We start from the raw sequence: 19,656 nt of genomic DNA on the forward strand, positions 1-19,656 counted from the left end.
GACTCGTGCGCCGTTCCTATTCCACATACAGCACCCTGATAGTTGGATTGTTATTGCCCTTGCTCACGTAGCCTATGGCGCCACGCGTAGCCGCGACCTTGGCGACCAACTCAGCCTCGGTGGCGACTTCCTCGGGGGCCTGGGCCATACCCGAATACACCAGGCGATCCCAGGATTGCCGGAGCTGGTAGGGGTAAATATTGAGTTCTTCCTTGCAAAAAGCGCCGTGAACCGGGTGGCTGTCCGGCAGGACGAACACCCGGATCAGACTGCCGTCGGACCATTTGACCTGACGCATGCCGAAGATGGCACGGGCATTGGCCACCGAAAGTGAATTGACGGGCACGCTCCTGTTGGCGATCACCTCCACGGCATCAACACGCCAGGCGGCCATCAGCAAGAGCATGCCTGTCAAAACCTTGCGCACTAAGCGCATGCAACCCTCCCCAAGGTTGTTTCCCGCATGGTTAACCTAAAGGCTACTTCATTTCAGGCCCAGCACATCCTGCATGTCGAAAAGTCCCGTGGCCTGGCCGCGCAGAAACCGCGCGGCACGCAGGGCACCCAGGGCAAAGGTCATGCGGCTGGACGCCTTGTGGGTGATCTCCAGGCGCTCGCCGATGCCGGCGAACATCACGGTATGGTCCCCCACCACATCCCCGCCCCGCAAGGTAGCGAAACCGATGGTACTGGGGTCCCGTTCGCCGGTGACGCCTTCCCGACCGTAGACGGCGCATTCCTTCAGGTCGCGTCCCAGGGCTGCGGCCACCACTTCTCCCATGCGCAGGGCGGTGCCGGAGGGGGCATCCACCTTGTGGCGGTGGTGGGCCTCGACGATCTCGATGTCGAACCCCTCGTCCAGGACCCGGGCCGCCATGTCCAGCAGGCGCAGGGACAGATTGACGCCCACGCTCATATTGGGGGCGAAGACGATGGGGATGGACTTCGCCGCCGCGGCGATGGCCGCCTTGCCGGCGGCGTCGAAGCCGGTGGTGCCGATGACCAGGGACACCTTCTTCGACTCGCAGGCCTTCAGGTGGTGCAGGGTGGCCTCGGGGCGAGTGAAGTCGATGAGCACGTCCGCTCCATCCAGAGCCGTGTCCAGGTCCTGGGTGATGCGCCCCCCAAGATTGGTGCCCACCAGTTCGCCTGCGTCATGGCCCAGCCAGGGACTGCCGTCCCGTTCCAGGGCGCCGTGCAAGCCCATGTCCGCCGCCCCCGCCACGGCCTCCAGGAGGGCGCGGCCCATGCGTCCCGATGCCCCCGCGATGACCACCTTGGTTCCGCTCACTGTGTCTCTCCTTCCGGCTTCTTCTCGGCTGGCTGGCCGGCAGCCACCACATCCCCTTCGATGCCTTTCAGCTTGTCGTCCTGGAACACCACGGTGACCCGGCGTTGCTCGACCGTCTTGCCTGCCTTCGCATAGCGGTAGACATAGTCCCAGCGGTTGGGATGGAAGGGATCCTGCACCATGGGCGAACCCAGGATGAAGCGCACCTGGGAAGGCGTCATGCCGGGCTTGAGCTTGTCCAGCATCTCCTGGGTGATGGCATTGCCCTGCTGAATATCAATCTTGTAGGGGCTCAGCTTGTCGATGGGACTGGACCAGCCGCCACAACCGGCGAGGAGAAGCACGATAAGCGGGGGAAATATTCTCATTTTGTGGCGCCGAGGCGTCGTGTTTGCAAGCCGCGCTATGATAGCGCGCAACACCCCAGCACTATAGACCCGTTTCCTGCCAAGACGACGATGTCAAATTCAGAACAACTCAAGACCATGGGGCTCAAGGCCACCGGCCCCAGGCTGAAGATACTCAACCTGTTCGAGCACACGGACCAGCGCCACCTCACGGCGGAGGACGTGTACCGGCTGCTGGCCCTGGAGAACGTGGATGTGGGCCTGGCCACGGTGTACCGGGTGCTTACCCAGTTCGAGCAGGCCGGTCTGCTCATCCGGCACCACTTCGATAACGACAAGGCGGTCTACGAGTTGAACCAGGGCGGGCATCACGACCATCTGCTTTGCATCCAGTGCGGCAAGGTGGAGGAGTTCTACGACCCGGAGATCGAGAAACGCCAGAAGGCCGTGGCCGCCGAACGAGGCTTCAAGCTGGCGGAGCACGCCCTATACCTGTACGTGGACTGTGTGAAGGAAAATTGCCCCAACAAGCGAAAAAAGGCCAAGGAGAAGAAGGAGGAATAACCTCCCGCACCTACCTCCGGCGCTATTTGCGCCTGGCTTTTGTGGCCCTGGGTGCGCCACCCGCACCCAGCATCTCCGCCGCATGCCGGCGCGTTGCCTCGGTGATTTCCACCCCCCCCAGCATGCGCGCCACCTCCTCCGCCCGCGCCCCCTCCTCCAGCAGGGCGACGCTGGTCCTCACGCCTTCCTTGCCATTGATCTTGCTGACCTGGTAATGCCGCCCTGCCCGGGCCGCCACCTGGGGCAGGTGGGTCACGCACAGCACCTGCCGGCGCCGGCCCTGTTCCGCCAGCAGCCGTCCCACGATCTCCGCCACGCCGCCGCCGATGCCCGCGTCCACCTCGTCGAATATGAGGGTGGGGGCGCCGGACACTTCCGACAGCACCGTCTGCAAGGCCAGGCCCAGGCGGGACAGTTCGCCCCCGGACGCCGTCCTGGACATGGCCTGCAACGCCTGGCCGGCATGGGGCGAAACCAGGAAAACCACCTCTTCCATGCCCTGGGCGCCAGGTTCGCAAGCTGGCAGGTCCACGCTGAAGCACCCGCCCTGCATGGCCAGTTGCTGCATGGCCTGGGTCACCGCCTCGGCCAGGCCTTGGGCGGCCTTGCCCCGGGCTGTGCCCAACTGGCCCGCCAGGCGGCGGTATTCCTCCTCCCGGTCCGCGTCGGCCCTGGCCAGGGCCTCCAGGTCGGCCGCCTCCCCCAGTTCCGCCAGGCGCCTCCGGGTATCCTCCAGGACATCCGGGATGGCCTCGGGACGGATGTGGTGCTTGCGGGCGGCGGCCTGGATGGCGGCCAGGCGGGACTCTGCCAGCATCAGGGCCTCCGGGTCCAGGTCCACCCGCTCGGCATAGCGGCGCAATTCCCGGGCTGTGTCCTGCATGGCCTCCGAGGCCCCGTCCAGGGTGTCGTGGAGAGCACTAAGCGCGGGGTCGATCCCGGCCAGTTCCGCCAGGCGGGCGCGCACGCCGCGGAGCTGGGCCAGCAGGCCGGCATCGTCGCCTTCCAGGGCATTGGCCGCCGCCTGGGCCCCCTGGACCAGTTCCGTGGCGTGGGCCAGCCGGCGCTGGTCCTCCTGCAGGGACTGCCAGCCCTCGGCCGTGAATTCCAGGGCCTGCAGTTCGCCGACGGAAAGCACCAGTTCATCCCGTTCCGCCGCCAGTTCGCCGCTGCGGGCTTCCGCCCCCTTGCGCCTCTCCCGGGCCTCCCGCCACAGGCACCAGGCCTCGGACACCTCCAGGGCCAGGTCCGTGGCGCCGGCATAGGCGTCCAGCAGGCGCCGCTGTTCCGCCCCCTTGAGCAGGGAGTAGTGGGCGTGCTGGCCGTGGATGTCCAGCAGGTGCTCCCCCGCGGCCTTGAGCTGTTGGGCAGTGGCGGGGCGGCCGTTGATGAAGGCCCGTGACCGCCCCCCCGCCTCCACCACCCGGCGCAGCAGCAACAGGTTGTCATCGCCGGCCAGGTCCTGATCGGCCAGCCAGGCGGCCAGGCCGGGGGCGTCCACCGGATCGAATTCCGCGCTGATCTCCGCCCGCTCTGCCCCGGACCGCACCACCCCGGTGTCGGCCCGCTCCCCCAGCACCAGGGCCAGGGCATCCAGCAGGATGGACTTGCCCGCCCCCGTCTCCCCCGTGAGCACGGAAAAGCCCGGATGGAAATCCAGGCCCAGGCGCTCCACCAGGACGAAATCTGCGAGGGTCAGGCTTAGCAGCATGGGGATGGGGGATGGGGAATGGGGAATGGGGAGGATAGCGGGATTGGGGTTTGGGTTGGTTTTGCCCCCATACCCCATACCCCATCCCCCATCCCCGCTGTCAAAGCTTTTCCCCCCAATGCAGCTTCTGCCTCAGGGTGTCGTAGTAGTTGTGGCCCTCCGGGTGCAGCAGGCGCACGGTGTTCCTGGCCCGGCGGATCACCACCCGGTCTCCCACCAGCAGGTCTGCGTGGCGCTGGCCGTCGAAGTGGACCCGGGCATCGTCGGCGTGGATCAGGTTGATCTCGATCTCGGATCGGCTGTTCACGGCGATGGGCCGGGCCGAGAGCGTGTGGGGGCAGATGGGCACCAGGGCCACCGCCTCCAGCGTCGGATGGAGGATGGGGCCGCCTGAGGATAGGGCATAGGCCGTGGAGCCCGTGGGCGAGGACACCACCAGTCCGTCCGCCCGCTGGCTGTAGACGAACTGGTTGTCGATGTAGACCTCGAACTCGATGAGCCGGCCCAGGGTGCTCTTGCTCACCACCACGTCGTTGAAGGCGTAGGCGGCGATGAGCACGTCGTCGGCCCGCTCCACGCTGGATTCCAGCATGATGCGGTCCTCGGCCACGTATTCCCCCGCCAGCATCTCGTCCAGGGTGGAAAACATGGTGTCCAGGGACACGTCCGCCAGAAAGCCCAGCCGGCCCTGATTGATGCCGATGAGGGGAATATCGAAATCCACCAGGGTGCGGGCGATGTTGAGGATGGTGCCATCCCCGCCCATGACGATGGCCAGGTCCGCCTGATGGCCGATCTCGTTCAGGGTACGGGTCTGGAAGCCAGCCATGGCGCAGGTCTCGGCGATATGGCAGGTCACCAGTACCGTGTAGCCCTTGGCCTGGAGAAAGTCCGCCAACCGGGACAGTGAAGAGGCGCTGGCGGGGCTGTTGTACTTGCCGACAAGGGCGATCGTCTTGAAATCTGGTTTCATGGCGTGAAATTATAGCCAGGCCTATCGGATAGAAAGCCATGCTCAACGACCGCGCCCGCATCCTCCTCAAGCACCTCGTGGAACGCTACATCGAGGACGGCCAGCCCGTGGGCTCCCGCACCCTGTCCAAGCACACGGAGCTGAACCTGTCCCCCGCCTCCATCCGCAACATCATGGCGGACCTGGAGGAAGGGGGCTTCATCGTCAGCCCCCACACCTCCGCCGGCCGCATCCCGACGCCCAAGGGCTACCGCCTGTTCGTGGACAGCCTGTTGACGGTCAAACCCCTGGCCCAGGGGGAATTGCGCCAGATGGAAACCACGCTGCTGCCGGACGACCCCCGGCGCCTTGTGGCCACCGCCTCCCACCTGCTGGCGGAGCTCACCGCCTACGCCGGCGTGGTCATGACCCCCAAACGGCGCAACCAGTCCCTGCGCCAAATCGAATTCCTGGTCCTGTCGGAAAAGCGCATCCTGCTCATCATGGTGACCCAGGGTGGCGAGGTGCAGAACCGGGTGCTGCTCACGGACAAGTCCTTCACCCCCAGCCAGCTCACCCGGGCCGCCAATTACTTCAACCAGCATTTCGTCGGCCACTCCTTCGAGGACGTGCAGCCACGCCTGGCACGGGAACTGGCGGAGTTGAAGTCGGATATCAGCCGCCTCATGGAGGCCGTGGTGAACGCAGGCACCGAGGCCTTCGGCGGCGGCGGCAAGGAATACGTGCTGGCGGGGGAACGCAACCTGCTCCAGGCCCCGGAGCTGTCCACCAACATGACCCGGCTGCGGGAACTTTTCGGCATGTTCGAACAGAAGACCGAACTGCTGCAACTCATGGACGTAGGCCATGCCGCCAACGGCGTGCAGATCTTCATCGGCGCCGAATCCCGGGTCACGCCCCTGGACGAATGCAGTGTCATCGCCGCGCCCTACGAGGTGAATGGCGAAGTGGTGGGCACCCTGGGGGTCATCGGCCCCACCCGGATGGCCTACGAACGGGTCATTCCCATCGTCGACATCACCGCCCGTCTGCTGTCCAACGCCCTGTCGTATCACTGAAGGCGGGGACAAGGTGGGCCCCGCTCGCATGCAAGGGGCCAGGTTCAAGGCAAACCCAGTCCGCGCTTGCACCCTGCCCCTTGCCCCTTGTACCTTGCCCCTTGCAACTGAAAAAAAACGGAGACCCCGTGAGTCTTTTCCAGCCCGGCATCCTCGCCCCAGTTCCCGCCGCTGCCCGGCACCTGCAATTCGATATCGCCCCCGGCGCGTCCAGGACTGACCTGGCGGACGCCCTGACACGCCTGAAAAACCTGGCGGACGGCGAAGACACGGTGGTGGGCTTCGGCCAGCCCCTGGTCTCGGCCCTGGGCCGCACCCTGCCGGGCCTGCACGATTTCCCCGTCTCCACGCTGGAGGCCGCTCCCGTGCCCGCCACCCCCCACGCCCTGTGGTGCTGGCTGCGGGGGGATGACCGGGGCAAGCTGCTGCACCGGGGCCGGGAAATCGAACACCTGCTGGCCCCGGCGTTCACCGCGGCCCAAAGCCTGGAAACCTTCATGTACGGCAACAGCCAGGACCTCACGGGCTATATCGACGGCACGGAAAACCCCCAGGAAGAGGCAGCGGTCGCCGCCGCCTTCGCCACCGGCCTGGGGCCCGGCCTGGACGGAGGGGGCATCGCCGCCCTGCAGCAGTGGGTCCACGACCTGGACCGCTTCGAGGCCATGCCCGCCGAGGAGCAGGACAGCACCTTCGGCCGGCGCAAGGCCGACAACGAGGAGATCGAAGAAGCCCCGGCAAGCGCCCATGTGAAGCGCACGGCCCAGGAGAGCTTCGACCCCGAGGCTTTCGTGGTGCGCCGCTCCATGCCCTGGTCGGACTGCGGCCAGTCCGGCCTGGTGTTCCTCGCCTTCGGCCGGGACGCCTGCGCCTTCGAGGCCCAGTTGAAGCGCATGACAGGCCAGGAGGACGGCATCGTCGATGCCCTGTTCCGCTTCACCAGGCCCATCTCCGGTGCCTATTTCTGGTGCCCGCCCCTGGCCGGCGGCAGGCCTGACCTGCAAGCCCTGGGCCTCTGAAAGAAGGGTCATGGACAGCGGCCTGAACTGGTTCCACTGGGCCCTGCTCTCGGCCGTGTTCGCGGCCATGACCGCCATCTTCGCCAAACTGGGCCTCCAGGGGGTGGACTCGGACCTGGCCACCCTCATCCGCACCTTTATCATCCTGTTGGTGCTGGCGGCCTTCGTCATGGCCACGGGCAAGTGGAGCAATCCTCTGGCCCTGTCCGCCCACACCTGGACCTTTCTCTCCCTGTCGGCCCTGGCAACGGGGGCCTCCTGGGTCAGTTACTTCCGTGCCCTGCAGATGGGGGAGGCCTCCAAGGTGGCCCCCATCGACAAGCTCAGCCTGGTGCTGGTGGCCATCTTCGCCGTGATATTCCTGGGTGAACGCCCCAACCCTCGGGAATGGCTGGGCATCGGCATGGTGGCCGCCGGTGTCGTCATCCTTGGACTCAAACGCTAACCACACCTGACACGACATGCCCTTCTACCTGCCCGAACCCCCCTACAAGCACGATCAGCCGGCCCGGGTGGGCGTGCTGCTCATCAACCTGGGCACGCCCGAGGCCCCCACTGCCCAGGCCCTTCGGCCCTACCTCAAGGAGTTCCTCTGGGACCGCCGCGTGGTGGAGATTCCCCGTCCCGTTTGGTGGCTCATCCTCAACGGCATCATCCTCAACACCCGCCCCGCCAAGTCCGCCGAGAAGTACGCCTCCGTCTGGCGCCCGGAAGGCTCGCCCCTGAAGGTATTCACGGAGCGCCTGGCCATCCTTCTCAAGGGCCACCTGGGGGAACGTGTGCGGCAGCCCGTGCGGGTGGACTACGCCATGCGCTACGGCCAGCCCAGCGTCGCCCACAGGATTCGGGAACTCAAGGCCCAGGGCGTGGATCGGCTGCTGGTGGTACCCCTTTATCCCCAGTATGCCGCCAGCAGCACCGGCTCGGCCCTGGACGCCGTGTGGGAAACCCTGCTGCACACCCGTAACCCGCCGGAGATCCGCACCCTGCGGAATTTCCACGACGACCCGGGTTATATCCAGGCCCTGCGCCAGAGCATCGAGGAGTTCTGGGCGGAACGGGGCCGGCCCGACGTGCTGGTGATGAGTTTTCACGGCGTGCCCCGGCGCAGCCTGGACCTGGGCGATCCCTATCACTGCGAATGCCAGAAGACGGGGCGGCTGCTGGCCGAGGCCCTGGGGCTCGCGCCGGAGCAATACCGCGTCACCTTCCAGTCCCGCTTCGGGCGCGCGGAATGGCTCCAGCCCTACACGTCCGCCACCCTGGAAAAGCTGGGTCAGGCCAGGACCCGCAGGGTGGACGTGGTGTGTCCCGGCTTCGTGGCAGACTGCCTGGAGACCCTGGAAGAGATCGCCATGGAGGGAAAAACCGAGTTCCTGAATGCAGGCGGCGGGGAGTACCACTACATCCCGGCTCTCAACGACCGACCCATGTGGATCAACGCCTTCACCGATTTGGTGCAAAACCAATTGGCGGGCTGGCTTACGGCCGATTGGGACCCTTCAAAAGAAAAGCTTGATGGGGAAAACACCCTGCGGATTGCCCAGGCCCTGGGAGCCAAAACCTAGCGCAAACCCGCGCCAATATTAGAGTTTGCTTGTTGACTGGTGAAAAACAGCCATGCAACCATCCGCAACCCGTACTACTGACTTGACACGAATCAAGTTCATCTTCGGCTAGCGGGTTACCGCTGTTTTTTTATTTCTGGAGGATGTGATGGAGAAAAAAACCCTTGCTGTAGGCCTGCTCATCGCGGGTACGCTGGGTGCCGCCTTCTCGGCCCAAGCGATGGATCCCCGCGCCCGTTTCATGGCCGCCAACTGCGCATACTGCCACGGCACCGATGGCAGGAGCTCCGGCGCCATCCCCAGTCTGGCCGGCCTGGACGTCAAGTACTTCGTGGACCAGATGAAAGCCTTCCGCGACGGCTCCCGTCCCGCCACCGTGATGCAGAAACATGCCAACGGCTACACCGATGCCGAGTACGAGGCCGTCGCCAAGTACTTCAACGCCATCAAACCCTAACCAGCGGCCAAGGAGAATACACATGACATTTGATCGTCGCGACTTTTTGAAAGTCTCCGCAGGCGCCGCGGGAGCCGTAACCCTGGGTTCCCTGGCCGGATGTGCCAGTGCCCCCATGGCCGGTGGTGCAAAACCCAAGGTGGTTGTGGTCGGCGCCGGCTTCGGCGGTTCCACCTTTGCCCGCTACCTGAAGATGTGGGCGCCCCAGGCCGAGGTGACCATCATCGAGCCCCTGCCCGAGTTCGTCTCCTGCCCCACCTCCAACGAGGTCCTGGCCGGCATCACCAAGATGGCTGACATCACTCGCACCTACGACGGCATCAAGAAGGTGGTGGACAACTGGGTGGCCGACACGGTAACCGCCATCAACAACGAGAAGAAGACCGTCACCACCGCCGGTGGCAAGACCTTTTCCTACGACCGCCTGGTACTGGCCGGTGGTATTGAACTGCTGTTCAACGCCGTGGAGGGCTATGACGCCGAGGCCCAGAAGGTGGTGAAACATGCCTGGAAGGCCAGCGCCGAGCAGACCGGCGCCCTGCGCAATCAACTCGAGGCCATGCCCGATGGCGGCACCTTCGTGATGTCCGTGCCCAAGTCACCCTATCGTTGCCCTCCCGGACCCTACGAGCGCGCCTCCCTTGTGGCCCACTACTTCAAGCAGGCCAAGCCCAAGTCCAAGATCGTCGTCCTGGACGGCAACCCGGACATCGCTTCCAAGAAGGGCCTGTTCCTGGCCGCTTGGAAGAAGCATTACGGCTACGGCACCGACAACAGCATGATCGACTATCGCCCCAACAACATGCCCCGCTCCGTGGACGTGAAGAAGATGATGGTCGGCACCGAGTTCGACGATGTGAAGGGCGACGTGCTGAACGTGGTTCCTCCCATGAAGGCCGCAGCGGTGACACATCTGGCTGGTGTGCGGGACGGCAACTCCGGCCACTGGTGCACCATCGACTACATCACCTTCGAGTCCAAGGTCGTTCCCAACATCCATATCCTGGGTGACTCCGCCCTGACCAACTTTCCGAAGTCCGGTTCCGTGGCCAACAACACCGGCAAGATGTGCGCCTACGCCTTGTCCGAGATCTTCGCCGGCCGCCAGCCCGACCCGGCCCCCGTGGTGACCAACACCTGCTACTCCGCCAGTTCGGACAGCACGGCCTTCCACGTGGCCACCGTGTTCCGCTGGGACCCCTCGAAGAAGGCCCTGGTGCCGCCCAAGGGCGCCAACGGCGTATCCAAGGAGGAGAGCGAGCTGGAACTGGCCTACATGCACTCCTGGAAAGAGAACGTGCTGAACGACACCCTGAACCTCTGATTCAGGCACATCCTTAAGTTGAGAGGAGGGGAGCGATCCCCTCCTTTTTTATTGCCTGTCCGGAACGAGGCTTCTCTCAGGGAAAAGAAGGGCCGCCCCGAGTTTATTGTCGCCACGGAGAACGGGGCGGGCCCTGTGGGTACTCAGAGCTCGAACACCTGGCCGTTGACCAGGGCCCTGGCCACCGCGCCATGGCGGGCCAGCTCGGCCATGATGCCGGCCTCCCCGCCCGGCTTGAGGTGGGTGATCCAGACCTCCGGCCCCACCTTGAGCTTGCCCAGGTCCGGCGCCAGGGTCCTGGGGCAATAGTGCCTGGAGGCCTCGGCTATGTGGGCCAGGGCGTCCTGGAACGAACATTCCACGATGAGATGCCTGAGGTCGCGGGTGCTGTTGGCAAGCTGCCACAGGGCCTCGTGGCTCGCAGTATCCCCGGAAAACAACAGGCTGCCCAGGGCTTCCCGCACCAGATAGCCCACCGCGGGCACCACATGATGGGCCGGGATGGCCGCGATCTCCCTTCCACCCACCATGATGGGCTCGCTTTCGAGCAGGGACTCGTAACGCAGAAATGGATCTTCCGGGTTTGGGATGCGGGCGAAGTCCGGCCACAGTCGCCAGTTGAACAAGTGGTCGCGCAGGGTTTGCAGCGTCTCTGGCAGACCGTGCAGGGTCAAGGGCTTTCCCCGCTCGGCCCCAACGCTGTCCAGCATCAACGGCAGGGAGCAAATGTGATCGAGATGGCTGTGGGTGAGGAACACATGATCGATCCGGCATAGCTCGGCGTGGGAAAGGTTCGTGACGCCGGTGCCGCAGTCCAGCAGGATGTCGTCGTCCACCAGGAAGGACGTGGTGTGGCGTCCGTCGCCGATGCCGCCTGAGCAACCCAGGACACGCACCTTCATGGTGATGCCTGCTCAAGAAACTCGCCGGGCTGTTCCAGGGGCTCCCTGGCGGCCCGGAATGAAAACCGAGGGGAACAAGGCGGGCGGGGGGGCCTCATTTCGTGGTGAAGGTGAACACGCCGTCCCATTGAGCCGGCGGCGGGTTGAAGCGGAAATGGGTGACCCGGTCCAGGTAGACGTCGTAGAGCTTGCGCGGGTTGGCCTTGCGCAGTTCCATGAGCTTGATCTCCGCGTCGTCCCAGCGCTGGGCCTGGTAGTCCTGGAAAGCGGCCTCGAACTGCTCCGCCTCCTTCAGCCGCTCCGGTCCCACTTCCGCAGCCACGCCCAGGGGCTCGAAAATGGCCACGGGCACGTCCTTGCCCTTGACCCGCACCTGGTCGATGGTCTGGAAGGCCAGGTCCGGACACTCTGCCTTGGTGGCTTCTCCCACCAGCACGCCCACACCATATTGGCGTGTCAGGGCTTCCAGGCGGGAAGCCAGGTTCACCGCGTCGGCCATCACCGTGTAGGCCATGCGGAATTCCGAGCCCATGTTGCCCACGCTCATGCGGCCGGTGTTGACCCCAACGCCGATCTTCAAGGACGGCCAGCCCTTTTCCTCCAGCTTCGGATTCAGGGCCGTCAGGGCAGTCTGCATGGCCAGGGCGGCCAGTACGGCATCATGGGCGTGGCGTTCATCGCTCATGGGAGCGCCCCAGAAGGCCATGATGGCATCGCCGATATACTTGTCGATGGTGCCTTTTCCCTCCTGTACCACCCGGGTCATGGCGGACAGGTAGACGTTGAGCAGTTCGGCCAACTGGGCCGCCTCCAGCTTCTCGGAGATGCTGGTGAAGCCCACGATGTCGGAGAACAGCACGCTCATCACCCGGGACTCGCCCCTGAGGCTGTAGCGGGCCGGGTCCTTGGCCATCTCGTCCACCAGTTCCGGCGGCACGTACTGGCCGAACAAACGGGTAATCTGGGCCTTGGATCGGGCCTCCACGAAGAACCCCCAACTCATGTTCAGCACGAACAGGCCCGCCACGGTCATCAGGGGCGTGGCCATGTTCAGGCTCATGTCCATGGCATGCCAGACGTAGAAATCCAGGCCCACCAGCGCGGCGATCAGTCCACCGGCCAGGGCCCCGGACCACGCCGGCGTCATCCAGGGCAGGGCCGCCGCCATGGCCAGGCCCAGGGCCAGCACGGCGCCCACCAGCAGGGCGCGCTGGCTGGCCGGCTCCCATTTGACGGTGCCGTCCAGGATGCCGGAAATCAGGTTGGCGTGTATCTCCACCCCCGCGAAGGCCTTGTCGGCTGGGGTGACCCGCAGGTCCAGGAGTCCCGGGGCGGTGGAGCCCACGATGACGATGCGGCCCTCCAGCTGGGAAGCAGGAGTCCGTCCAGCGATGATGTTGGCGGCGGATTCATAATGGAAAGCGCCCGCAACCCGATAGGGCACCAGGGCCATGGCCTGTTTGTCCAGGGGCACCGCCAGACCATCCGCGTCCAGGGACGGAGGACGCCAGCCATGCCCCCCCTGGCCGGCGGGGAGGACGGACAGGGCCTCCGCCCCCATGCCGGCGCGCACCAGGTTCAGGGCCAGGGAGCCATAGCATCGCCCACCATGTTCAACAACCATGGGCATGCGGCGCATGACGCCGTCGAAGTCGGGCATGGCATTGAAGAATCCGGCGAAGGGCGTCTGGGCCTGGAGTCGCTCCAGGTTGCCGGAATAGCTGGTGCCATGGAGGGGACGGATGCCCTTGTTTGCCAGGGCCTCGCAGTCCAGCACGGGCTCTGGCAACACGCCCACGCTTTCCTGCCCTTCGTTGATGCCAAAGTAATAGCCCAGCACCGCAGGTCCATCCGCCAGGGCCTCGGCGAGACGACCGTCGTAATCCAGACGGTCCCGCAGGCGGTTCAGACTGGCATTGAAACCCGCGTCCCCCGCCATGGGGCCCTGGGCCAGCTTCTCCAGGACGGGCAGGCCGGAGCTCTGGTCCGGCTCGGCGAAGATCACGTCGAAACCCAGGGCCGCCACACCGTACTGCTGGAACAGGTTGTTGGACAGTGCCGCCAGCTTGTCACGGGGCCATGGCCAGCGGCCGATCTCCTTCAGGCTCTTCTCGTCGATGTCGGCGATGACGATGCGGTCGTCCACCAACTTCACCTGGGAAAAACGCACCTTCAGGTCATAGAGAGCGGCGTCCAGCTTGTCGATGAAGTTGGTGGGGTACAGCCCCGCCGCCTGCCCCAGGAGCAGCAGCACGAACACCAGACCGGCGGCGAACTGACCCAGGAAGCGGCGGGCACGCAGGTTCAACGCCATGCCCTCACCTCAGGCGGTAAAAGCGGTTGGCCACCGACTGGCCCTCCGGCACGTTGTCCAGGTGGCTACCCACCGCCTCGGCCAGGCGGCCCAGGCGCTCCTCCGGGTGGGGGTGGGTCTTGAACAGCAGCGAAACCCGCTTGTCACCCTTGGCTACGTGGCCGATCTCCGCCAGCACCGTGGGCAGTGCATAGGTGTCGTAGCCCGCCCGGGCCGTGAGCACCACGCCGATGCGGTCCGCCTCGTACTCGGCCTCCTTGTCCAGCCCTCGCGCCACCACCTCGGCGCCGTTGCCGATGAGGTTCTGGATCAACTGGTCCTCGTTGGCGAGCTTGCTGCCGAAGAGGGATCCCAGGGCGGCGATGGCCTGGCTTTGCTGCAACAGCTTGAGGTGGTGCTTGCGAATCACGTGTCCGATTTCATGACCCAGCACGCCCGCCAGTTCCGCCTCGTTGCCCAACCGCCGGTACAGGCCCTTGGTGAGGAAGATGTAGCCGCCAGGGGCAGCGAAGGCGTTGATGTCTTCGCTCTCGATGACGCCGAAACGCCAGGGCAGGCCGGGCCTTTCGCTCTGCAGGGAAACCCATCGCCCCACGTTGTTGACGTATTGCTGCAGGGCCGGGTCCTTCACCAGTGGGGCCGCACCCAACAGGTTGCCGGCAATACGCCGACCGATACGCACCTCCTCCTCCTGGGAGGTATTGCCCTTGAGCAAGGCGCTGAGCAACTGGGTTTCAGGCCTGGCGTTGTCCTGCCCCCCCTGCTGGGGCGGGGTAGCCAGGGCCTGCTGGCTTTCACCGCCGCCAACTTTTTCCTTTAACAGGCCCTTCAGGACGTCCCCGAATCCTCCCGCCTGGGCACTACCGAGCCCCATCAGGCCGGCAAACAGCAACGGGAACAGGTTTCTGGCCGCGCGTCTCATTGTCCACCTCCCGGAAAACCGTCACCTCCATTGCCACCGGCTTCCGCCTTGGGCTCAGGCAGATAAGCCACATCCCTGGCTTCAAGGCCGGCCGCCTGGGCAAAACTCCTCGCTGCCGCGGGCTTGGCCCGGAAGGAATTCAACAGTTTCAGTTCCTTGGCATCGAACCTGGCGCCCTTGAGCTCTTCCTCGTTGAGTCCCCGCAGGCCGGCCACGGCCACCACCTGGCCTTCGCGGCGCGAGGCCAGCGCGGCGACATCGCCGACGCTCCCGGTGGTGACGCTGGTGCGCACGGAAAGGATGCGCACCCAGCCGGTGCTGCCTCCGTAACGGACCTGGGTCCAGCCGCCCTGCCGGAGCAGTACTTCCACGACGGCGCCCTTGCTGACGCTGGCCACCTTCGCGGCCGCGCTGCTAGGGGTGGCCCTGAGATCCTCATCCTTGATCATGGTGCCGGGCGCGGCCCAAAGGGCCTGGGAAACCAGGCCGGCCGCAAGCATGAGCAGATATCGTTTCATGGCAATGCTCTCTCGCAAATACGCCATCGGGGCCGGGGCCTTGCCCTGCCCCTCGGACTCCAGTGGCCCGGGCGTTCTGGTTGAATGATACATGGGGGTTATATGATTCCGCCCATGAGTTGGCTCACTGACTTCCTCATCCGACGTGGCGCGGGGGCCCTGGCCCTCTGGCGCACCTGGCAAGGCATCTTCCGCTTTGCAGCCCAGGCCCTGGCCGCCACCCTGACTCCTGCTGCCTACAACAGCGCCACCCGCATGGTGGTGATGAAGCAGATCTATTTCACCGCCTGGCAGATCCTGCTGCCCTTTACCCTGTTCGCCGCCTTGCTTTCCTTCGTGCTGATCATGATCGTGGTCGACACCGCAGCCCAGATCGGGCAATCCGATTTCGCCCTGGAGATGAGCATGCGGGTGCTGGTGCTGGAAATCCTGCCCCTGGTCACCGCCCTGTTCGTGGCCCTGCGGTCCAGTTCGGCCATCAATACCGAAGTGGCCCTCATGCGCATCCACAATGAAATAGACGCCCTGGAGTCCGCTGGCGTTGACACCCTGCGCATGGAATTCATGCCCCGTGTCATTGGCGGCGTCGTCTCTGTACTGGCCCTCACCGCCATCACCAGCGTGCTGGCCCTGGTGCTGGCCTACTTCGCGGTGTACGGCTTCCAGCTCTGGAGCCTGCCGGATTTCACCCGGGTCATGGGCAAGGTCTTCGACGTGCCCGTCATGGCCGGCATCTGGCTCAAGAGCCTGGCTTTTGGTCTGGCTGTCACCATCATTCCCGTGGCGGAAGGCCTGGCCACGCCAAAGATGTTGTTCATGGCCCCCATCTCCGTGCTGCGGGGCATGGTGCGCCTGTTCTTCGTCCTCATGTTCATCGAGGTGGCGTCATTAGCCTTCAAGTACATATAGAGTGGCTGGCGGACGATGCCGCCCGGCGCACCCTCATCGCCACCCAGGCCAAGGCCGCCCTGGTGTCGGCCGACCTGCCCCTGCGTGCCAATCTCGCGGTCCTCGAAAACATCGCCGTGGTACCCCAGTACACTCGGAACATGACCTACCAGGAGGCGGTGGACGTGGCCTGGAACCTCCTGCACCAGCTGGGCTACACCGATGCCGCCTACAAGCGGGACCCGGCCCTGAACCATGAGGAGCGCTTCGTCGCCAAGTTGCTGCGGGCCGCGGTCAGCGGCCCCGACCTGCTGCTCATCGACCGCCCCGCTATGCTTTTGCCCGATACCCGCTATCCTCCGTTCGTGGATGACGTTCTAAAGCGGCTGGATGACCGACTCAACAACTGCTGGATCCTGGACTACCAATGGAACGAGCCCCTATACGCGCCCCGCTGATCAAGAACCTGGAATTCAAGGTGGGCCTGCTGGTGAGCCTCACCGCCCTGCTGGGCATCGGCCTGGTGATCTACGGCCTTTACGCCCGGGGCTGGTTCGAGCCTACCCTGACCATCAGGCTCACCGCCCCCAACGCCGAAGGGGTCAGCGTGGGCATGCCCGTCAGCTTCTCCGGTTTCCCCATCGGCGAGGTGAAGAAGATGGACCTGACGGAGGACGCCAAGGTCCTGCTGGAAGTGGCCATTCCCGAGCGGGACGCAAAGTGGCTGCGCCAGACCAGCCAGTTCACCCTGGAAAAGGCCATCATCGGCGGAGCCAAGATCAAGGCCTTCACTGCCAACCTGAAGGATGCCCCCCTTAAGGATGAAACCGAGTTCAGCCTCATCACGGGGGAGGATCCCCTGGACATCGCCGTCATCAAGCAGCGGGTGCAGACCCTGCTGGAAAACGTGGTGGCCATGACCCAGGCCCAGGCCCCCATCAACCGCACACTGGGACATGTGGAGACCATGACGGGGCGCATGGCGGGCGAGTACGGCGTGCTGGGCGGGGTCATGGGCAGCCCGGAAAAGGCCGCCGAAGTGGTGAGGATCATCGAGAAGGCCAACACCCTGATGACCAGCGTGAACGGCATCTCCCTCAAGGTGGACGGCATGCTGGCCAAGGCGGACACCCAGGTGTTCGGGCCCGACGGGGTCATGGACCACACCCGCCAGTCCGTGGTCCAGGTCAACCGCATGCTGGGCGAGGTGCGGGAAAGCCTGAAGAAGGCGGACGCCATCCTGGCCTCGGCCCAGTCCGCCAGCGCCGACGTGGCCGTCATCACCGGCAACGTGAAGGAGGCCACCACGGACATGGCCCAGTTGCGCACCGAGATCGACGACAGCGTGCGCAAGGTCAACCACCTGATCAACGAGATCAACAAGAAGTGGCCCTTTGCCCGGGACGTGGAGATCAAGACGCCATGAAGACAGAAACATGGGGCAAGGGACAAGGGGCATGGGGACTCCTGGTCGTGGTGCTTGCGCTGACGGGTTGCGCCGGCTCGCCTCCCCCGCCGGACTGGAAGATGAATGCAGTGAGCCTGCTGGAGCACTTCCAGGCGCGCTGGCTTGAGGGCGACTCCAAGGCAGCGGACCTGGCCCTGGAAAAAAGCCGCAAGGAGATCGCCAGTACCGGGCGCCTGGACCTGCTGGCCAGGGTGGAACTGGCCGCCTGCGGCACCCGCGCGGCGGCCCTGGATTTCTCACCCTGCCAGGCCTATACGGCCCTGGCCACCGAGGCAGCCGCCCACGACAAGGTTTACGCCCAATTCATCGGTGGAGACTGGAGTGGCCTGGACGCCAGGTTGCTCCCACCCCACTACGCCGGCGTGGCGAGTGCCAAGGATGCCGCCGCAGCCAACAAGGCAGTGGCAAGGATCAAGGATCCCCTTCCCCGCCTCATCGCCGCCGGCTTGCTGCTCAGGCAGGAGCGCGCCGAACCCGCCACCCTGGCCCTGGCCACGGAAACCGCTTCCGAGCGGGGCTGGCGCCGCCCCTTGCTCACGTGGCTGGAAGTCCAGCTCAAGCGTGCCCAGGCCGCTGGCGACCACAGTGCGGTTACCCACCTGAAGCGCCGCATCGACTTGGCCGAAGGCACTACACACCCTTAAAAATCAGCCAGTTATTTAATACAACAGAAAATTAGAATTTACTCATATAATCCGCAGCCATAATTTCCAGGAGGAGAATAATGGACTGGTTATACCAACCCTGGCCTTGGTATGTAGCGGGCCCCATCATCGGCCTGATGGTGCCGCTCATGCTGTTCATCGGGAACCGATCCTTCGGCATTTCCAACAACCTGCGCCATCTTTGCGCCATCACCCAGCCGCAAAAGGTGGACGTGGACTTCTTCAGGTACAACTGGAAGGAGCACACCTGGAGCCTGGTGTTCGTCATCGGTACTGCCCTGGGGGGCTACCTGGCTGGCGTGGTGTTCGCGGACCCCAACCCGGTGCAACTCACCCAGGCCGCCCAGGACATGTTGCTGTCCTGGGGATTCCTGCTGCCCAGCGGCAGCCTGGTGCCGGACGAACTGTTCCATACCAGCGTACGCAACTTCACCTTCCTTTTCGCCTGTGGCGTGCTGGTGGGATTCGGCACCCGCTACGCCGGGGGCTGCACCTCGGGACATGCGATCACGGGGCTTTCCACCATGCAACTGCCCTCCCTGTTCGCGGTGCTGGGCATCTTCGCCGGCGGCCTCACCGCTTCATGGTTCCTCGTCCCCCACATGCTGATCGGATAAGCCGACCATGACCCGCTACCTGCCTTACCTCCTGGCCGGCGTGATTTTCGGCTTCGTGCTGATCAAATCCGAGGCCGCCTCCTGGTACCGCATCCAGGAGATGTTCCATTTCCTGAATTTCCACATGTTCGGGATCATGTTCTCCGCCATCGTTACCGGCTTCGTCAGCATCCAGGTCATCCGGCGCTTCGGGGAAAAACATTCCCTAGACGGCCAGTCCATCGAAATCCCCGTCAAGGAACCCGGCCGCAAGAGCTACATCCTGGGCGGCCTCATCTTCGGCTTCGGCTGGGGTCTGATCGGCCTGTGCCCCGGGCCTGTGTTCGCCCTGGTGGGTACGGGATCCATCGGCGCCCTGGTGGTCCTGGCCGGTGCCTTGCATGGCACCTGGCTGTATGGCGCCCTCAAGCAGCATTTGCCCCACTGACAAATTTTCCTGGCCAATCAATAGGGTTTTTGACAGTCCGGGCGTCAACGGATTAGTCTTCGTCCCCGTTTGCAATATCACCACGCAATACTTACCACTAGATAGAGGAGTCATACATGCGCAAGACCCTGATTTCCATGGCCCTGTTGGTCGGCTTCGCCTCCGGCGCCCAGGCCGCCCCCCTGATGTCCTCCGACTGGGCCGTGCAGGCATGCAGCTACTGGAATACCAACCCCGCCCTGACCACCGAACTGGCTGAGAAGTGGGCCAAGAACGACGGTGGCCGCGGCTACAAGGTCATCCACATGTACCGCACCGACTGCGGCGAGAACACCAAGGTGGAAATGACCATCTCCACCAAGGGCGGCAAGACCACCTGTACCTATGCCGGCCCCATACAGCATGCCAGCCTGAACTACGACATGGACTACAAGATGCACGCCGAGACCAAGCGCTGGCGTGAAATGGGCGCCGGCGAATACGGCCCCATGCGCGCCATGATGTTCGGTCGTCTGCAGTTCGAAGGCCCCAAGGGTGAAGCCATGCGCGTCATGGGCCCCTTCGAGCAGTTCCTTCTGATCCCCGGCAAGGTGCCTGGCGACGAGGCCTGCCCCGCCAAGTAA

At 64.7% G+C, this 19,656-nt stretch carries 23 protein-coding genes; 14 read left to right on the plus strand and 9 right to left on the minus strand.

Translation table 11 applies throughout. The annotated features are described in order from the left end of the window. Positions 1-16: 16 nt before the first annotated feature. The 3 genes from H6935_15875 to H6935_15885 form a co-directional block, all read right to left on the minus strand. Positions 17-394: a hypothetical protein gene (locus H6935_15875; GenBank protein ID MCP5279812.1), complete on the minus strand. Its 378-nt coding sequence runs from the start codon at positions 392-394 to the stop codon at positions 17-19. A 90-nt stretch (positions 395-484) separates the two neighbouring features. Next, positions 485-1,291, minus strand: coding sequence for a 4-hydroxy-tetrahydrodipicolinate reductase (gene dapB / locus H6935_15880; GenBank protein ID MCP5279813.1), 807 nt, complete (start codon positions 1,289-1,291; stop codon positions 485-487). Continuing rightward, positions 1,288-1,659, minus strand: coding sequence for an outer membrane protein assembly factor BamE (locus H6935_15885; protein ID MCP5279814.1), 372 nt, complete (start codon positions 1,657-1,659; stop codon positions 1,288-1,290). The genes dapB and H6935_15885 overlap by 4 nt, the downstream gene beginning before the upstream one ends. 90 nt (positions 1,660-1,749) lie before the next feature. Between H6935_15885 and fur the strand changes: the two genes are divergently transcribed. Beyond that, positions 1,750-2,202, plus strand: a complete 453-nt coding sequence (gene fur / locus H6935_15890; GenBank protein MCP5279815.1) for a ferric iron uptake transcriptional regulator — start codon at positions 1,750-1,752, stop codon at positions 2,200-2,202. Between the two features lie 22 nt (positions 2,203-2,224). Here fur and recN read toward each other — a convergent pair whose 3' ends face one another. Further along, positions 2,225-3,913 (minus strand): DNA repair protein RecN, encoded by a 1,689-nt coding sequence (recN, locus tag H6935_15895; protein MCP5279816.1) that lies wholly within the window; start codon positions 3,911-3,913, stop codon positions 2,225-2,227. Positions 3,914-4,013: 100 nt separating this feature from the next. Next, entirely contained in the window at positions 4,014-4,886 is an 873-nt protein-coding gene (locus H6935_15900; protein ID MCP5279817.1) for an NAD kinase, read from the minus strand. 38 nt (positions 4,887-4,924) lie between these two features. On the opposite strand from H6935_15900, the gene hrcA reads away from it, so the two are divergent. The 6 genes from hrcA (at position 4,925) to H6935_15930 (ending at position 10,312) form a co-directional block, all read left to right on the plus strand. Continuing rightward, on the plus strand, positions 4,925-5,944 hold the full coding sequence (gene hrcA / locus H6935_15905; GenBank protein MCP5279818.1) for a heat-inducible transcriptional repressor HrcA: 1,020 nt from the start codon (positions 4,925-4,927) through the stop codon (positions 5,942-5,944). Between the two features lie 128 nt (positions 5,945-6,072). Continuing rightward, the gene (locus H6935_15910) at positions 6,073-6,963 is read left to right on the plus strand and encodes a Dyp-type peroxidase (protein MCP5279819.1); all 891 of its coding nucleotides are present in this window, start codon (positions 6,073-6,075) and stop codon (positions 6,961-6,963) included. 10 nt (positions 6,964-6,973) lie between these two features. After that, complete coding sequence (locus H6935_15915) at positions 6,974-7,408, plus strand: EamA family transporter (GenBank protein ID MCP5279820.1); 435 nt, start codon at positions 6,974-6,976, stop codon at positions 7,406-7,408. Between the two features lie 16 nt (positions 7,409-7,424). Further along, positions 7,425-8,531 (plus strand): ferrochelatase, encoded by a 1,107-nt coding sequence (locus H6935_15920; GenBank protein MCP5279821.1) that lies wholly within the window; start codon positions 7,425-7,427, stop codon positions 8,529-8,531. Between the two features lie 148 nt (positions 8,532-8,679). Beyond that, positions 8,680-8,988: a c-type cytochrome gene (locus H6935_15925; protein ID MCP5279822.1), complete on the plus strand. Its 309-nt coding sequence runs from the start codon at positions 8,680-8,682 to the stop codon at positions 8,986-8,988. Between the two features lie 22 nt (positions 8,989-9,010). Beyond that, a complete protein-coding gene (locus H6935_15930) occupies positions 9,011-10,312 on the plus strand; it encodes an FCSD flavin-binding domain-containing protein (protein ID MCP5279823.1) in 1,302 nt (433 codons plus the stop codon). A gap of 143 nt (positions 10,313-10,455) precedes the next feature. On the opposite strand, the gene H6935_15935 is transcribed toward H6935_15930, so the two are convergent. The 4 genes from H6935_15935 to H6935_15950 all read right to left on the minus strand — a co-directional run bounded on the left by H6935_15935 (position 10,456) and on the right by H6935_15950 (position 14,968). After that, complete coding sequence (locus tag H6935_15935) at positions 10,456-11,214, minus strand: 3',5'-cyclic-nucleotide phosphodiesterase (protein ID MCP5279824.1); 759 nt, start codon at positions 11,212-11,214, stop codon at positions 10,456-10,458. A 94-nt stretch (positions 11,215-11,308) separates the two neighbouring features. Further along, the gene (locus H6935_15940) at positions 11,309-13,528 is read right to left on the minus strand and encodes an adenylate/guanylate cyclase domain-containing protein (protein ID MCP5279825.1); all 2,220 of its coding nucleotides are present in this window, start codon (positions 13,526-13,528) and stop codon (positions 11,309-11,311) included. 4 nt (positions 13,529-13,532) lie between these two features. Next, positions 13,533-14,450, minus strand: a complete 918-nt coding sequence (locus H6935_15945; protein MCP5279826.1) for a M48 family metalloprotease — start codon at positions 14,448-14,450, stop codon at positions 13,533-13,535. Beyond that, complete coding sequence (locus H6935_15950; GenBank protein MCP5279827.1) at positions 14,447-14,968, minus strand: SH3 domain-containing protein; 522 nt, start codon at positions 14,966-14,968, stop codon at positions 14,447-14,449. The genes H6935_15945 and H6935_15950 overlap by 4 nt, the downstream gene beginning before the upstream one ends. Before the next feature lie 114 nt (positions 14,969-15,082). On the opposite strand from H6935_15950, the gene H6935_15955 reads away from it, so the two are divergent. The 7 genes from H6935_15955 to H6935_15985 all read left to right on the plus strand — a co-directional run bounded on the left by H6935_15955 (position 15,083) and on the right by H6935_15985 (position 19,656). Then, positions 15,083-15,877 (plus strand): ABC transporter permease, encoded by a 795-nt coding sequence (locus H6935_15955; protein MCP5279828.1) that lies wholly within the window; start codon positions 15,083-15,085, stop codon positions 15,875-15,877. 62 nt (positions 15,878-15,939) lie between these two features. Next, positions 15,940-16,314 (plus strand): hypothetical protein, encoded by a 375-nt coding sequence (locus H6935_15960; protein MCP5279829.1) that lies wholly within the window; start codon positions 15,940-15,942, stop codon positions 16,312-16,314. Continuing rightward, the gene (locus H6935_15965; protein MCP5279830.1) at positions 16,284-17,282 is read left to right on the plus strand and encodes an MCE family protein; all 999 of its coding nucleotides are present in this window, start codon (positions 16,284-16,286) and stop codon (positions 17,280-17,282) included. The genes H6935_15960 and H6935_15965 overlap by 31 nt, the downstream gene beginning before the upstream one ends. Beyond that, complete coding sequence (locus H6935_15970; protein ID MCP5279831.1) at positions 17,279-17,968, plus strand: hypothetical protein; 690 nt, start codon at positions 17,279-17,281, stop codon at positions 17,966-17,968. The genes H6935_15965 and H6935_15970 overlap by 4 nt, the downstream gene beginning before the upstream one ends. An 80-nt stretch (positions 17,969-18,048) precedes the next feature. Further along, the gene (locus H6935_15975; GenBank protein MCP5279832.1) at positions 18,049-18,606 is read left to right on the plus strand and encodes a YeeE/YedE family protein; all 558 of its coding nucleotides are present in this window, start codon (positions 18,049-18,051) and stop codon (positions 18,604-18,606) included. A gap of 7 nt (positions 18,607-18,613) precedes the next feature. Beyond that, complete coding sequence (locus tag H6935_15980) at positions 18,614-19,033, plus strand: YeeE/YedE family protein (protein ID MCP5279833.1); 420 nt, start codon at positions 18,614-18,616, stop codon at positions 19,031-19,033. A 116-nt stretch (positions 19,034-19,149) separates the two neighbouring features. After that, a complete protein-coding gene (locus H6935_15985) occupies positions 19,150-19,656 on the plus strand; it encodes an SCP2 sterol-binding domain-containing protein (protein MCP5279834.1) in 507 nt (168 codons plus the stop codon).

This window comes from Thiobacillus sp., from assembly GCA_024235835.1.
GTDB lineage: Bacteria > Pseudomonadota > Gammaproteobacteria > Burkholderiales > Thiobacillaceae > PFJX01.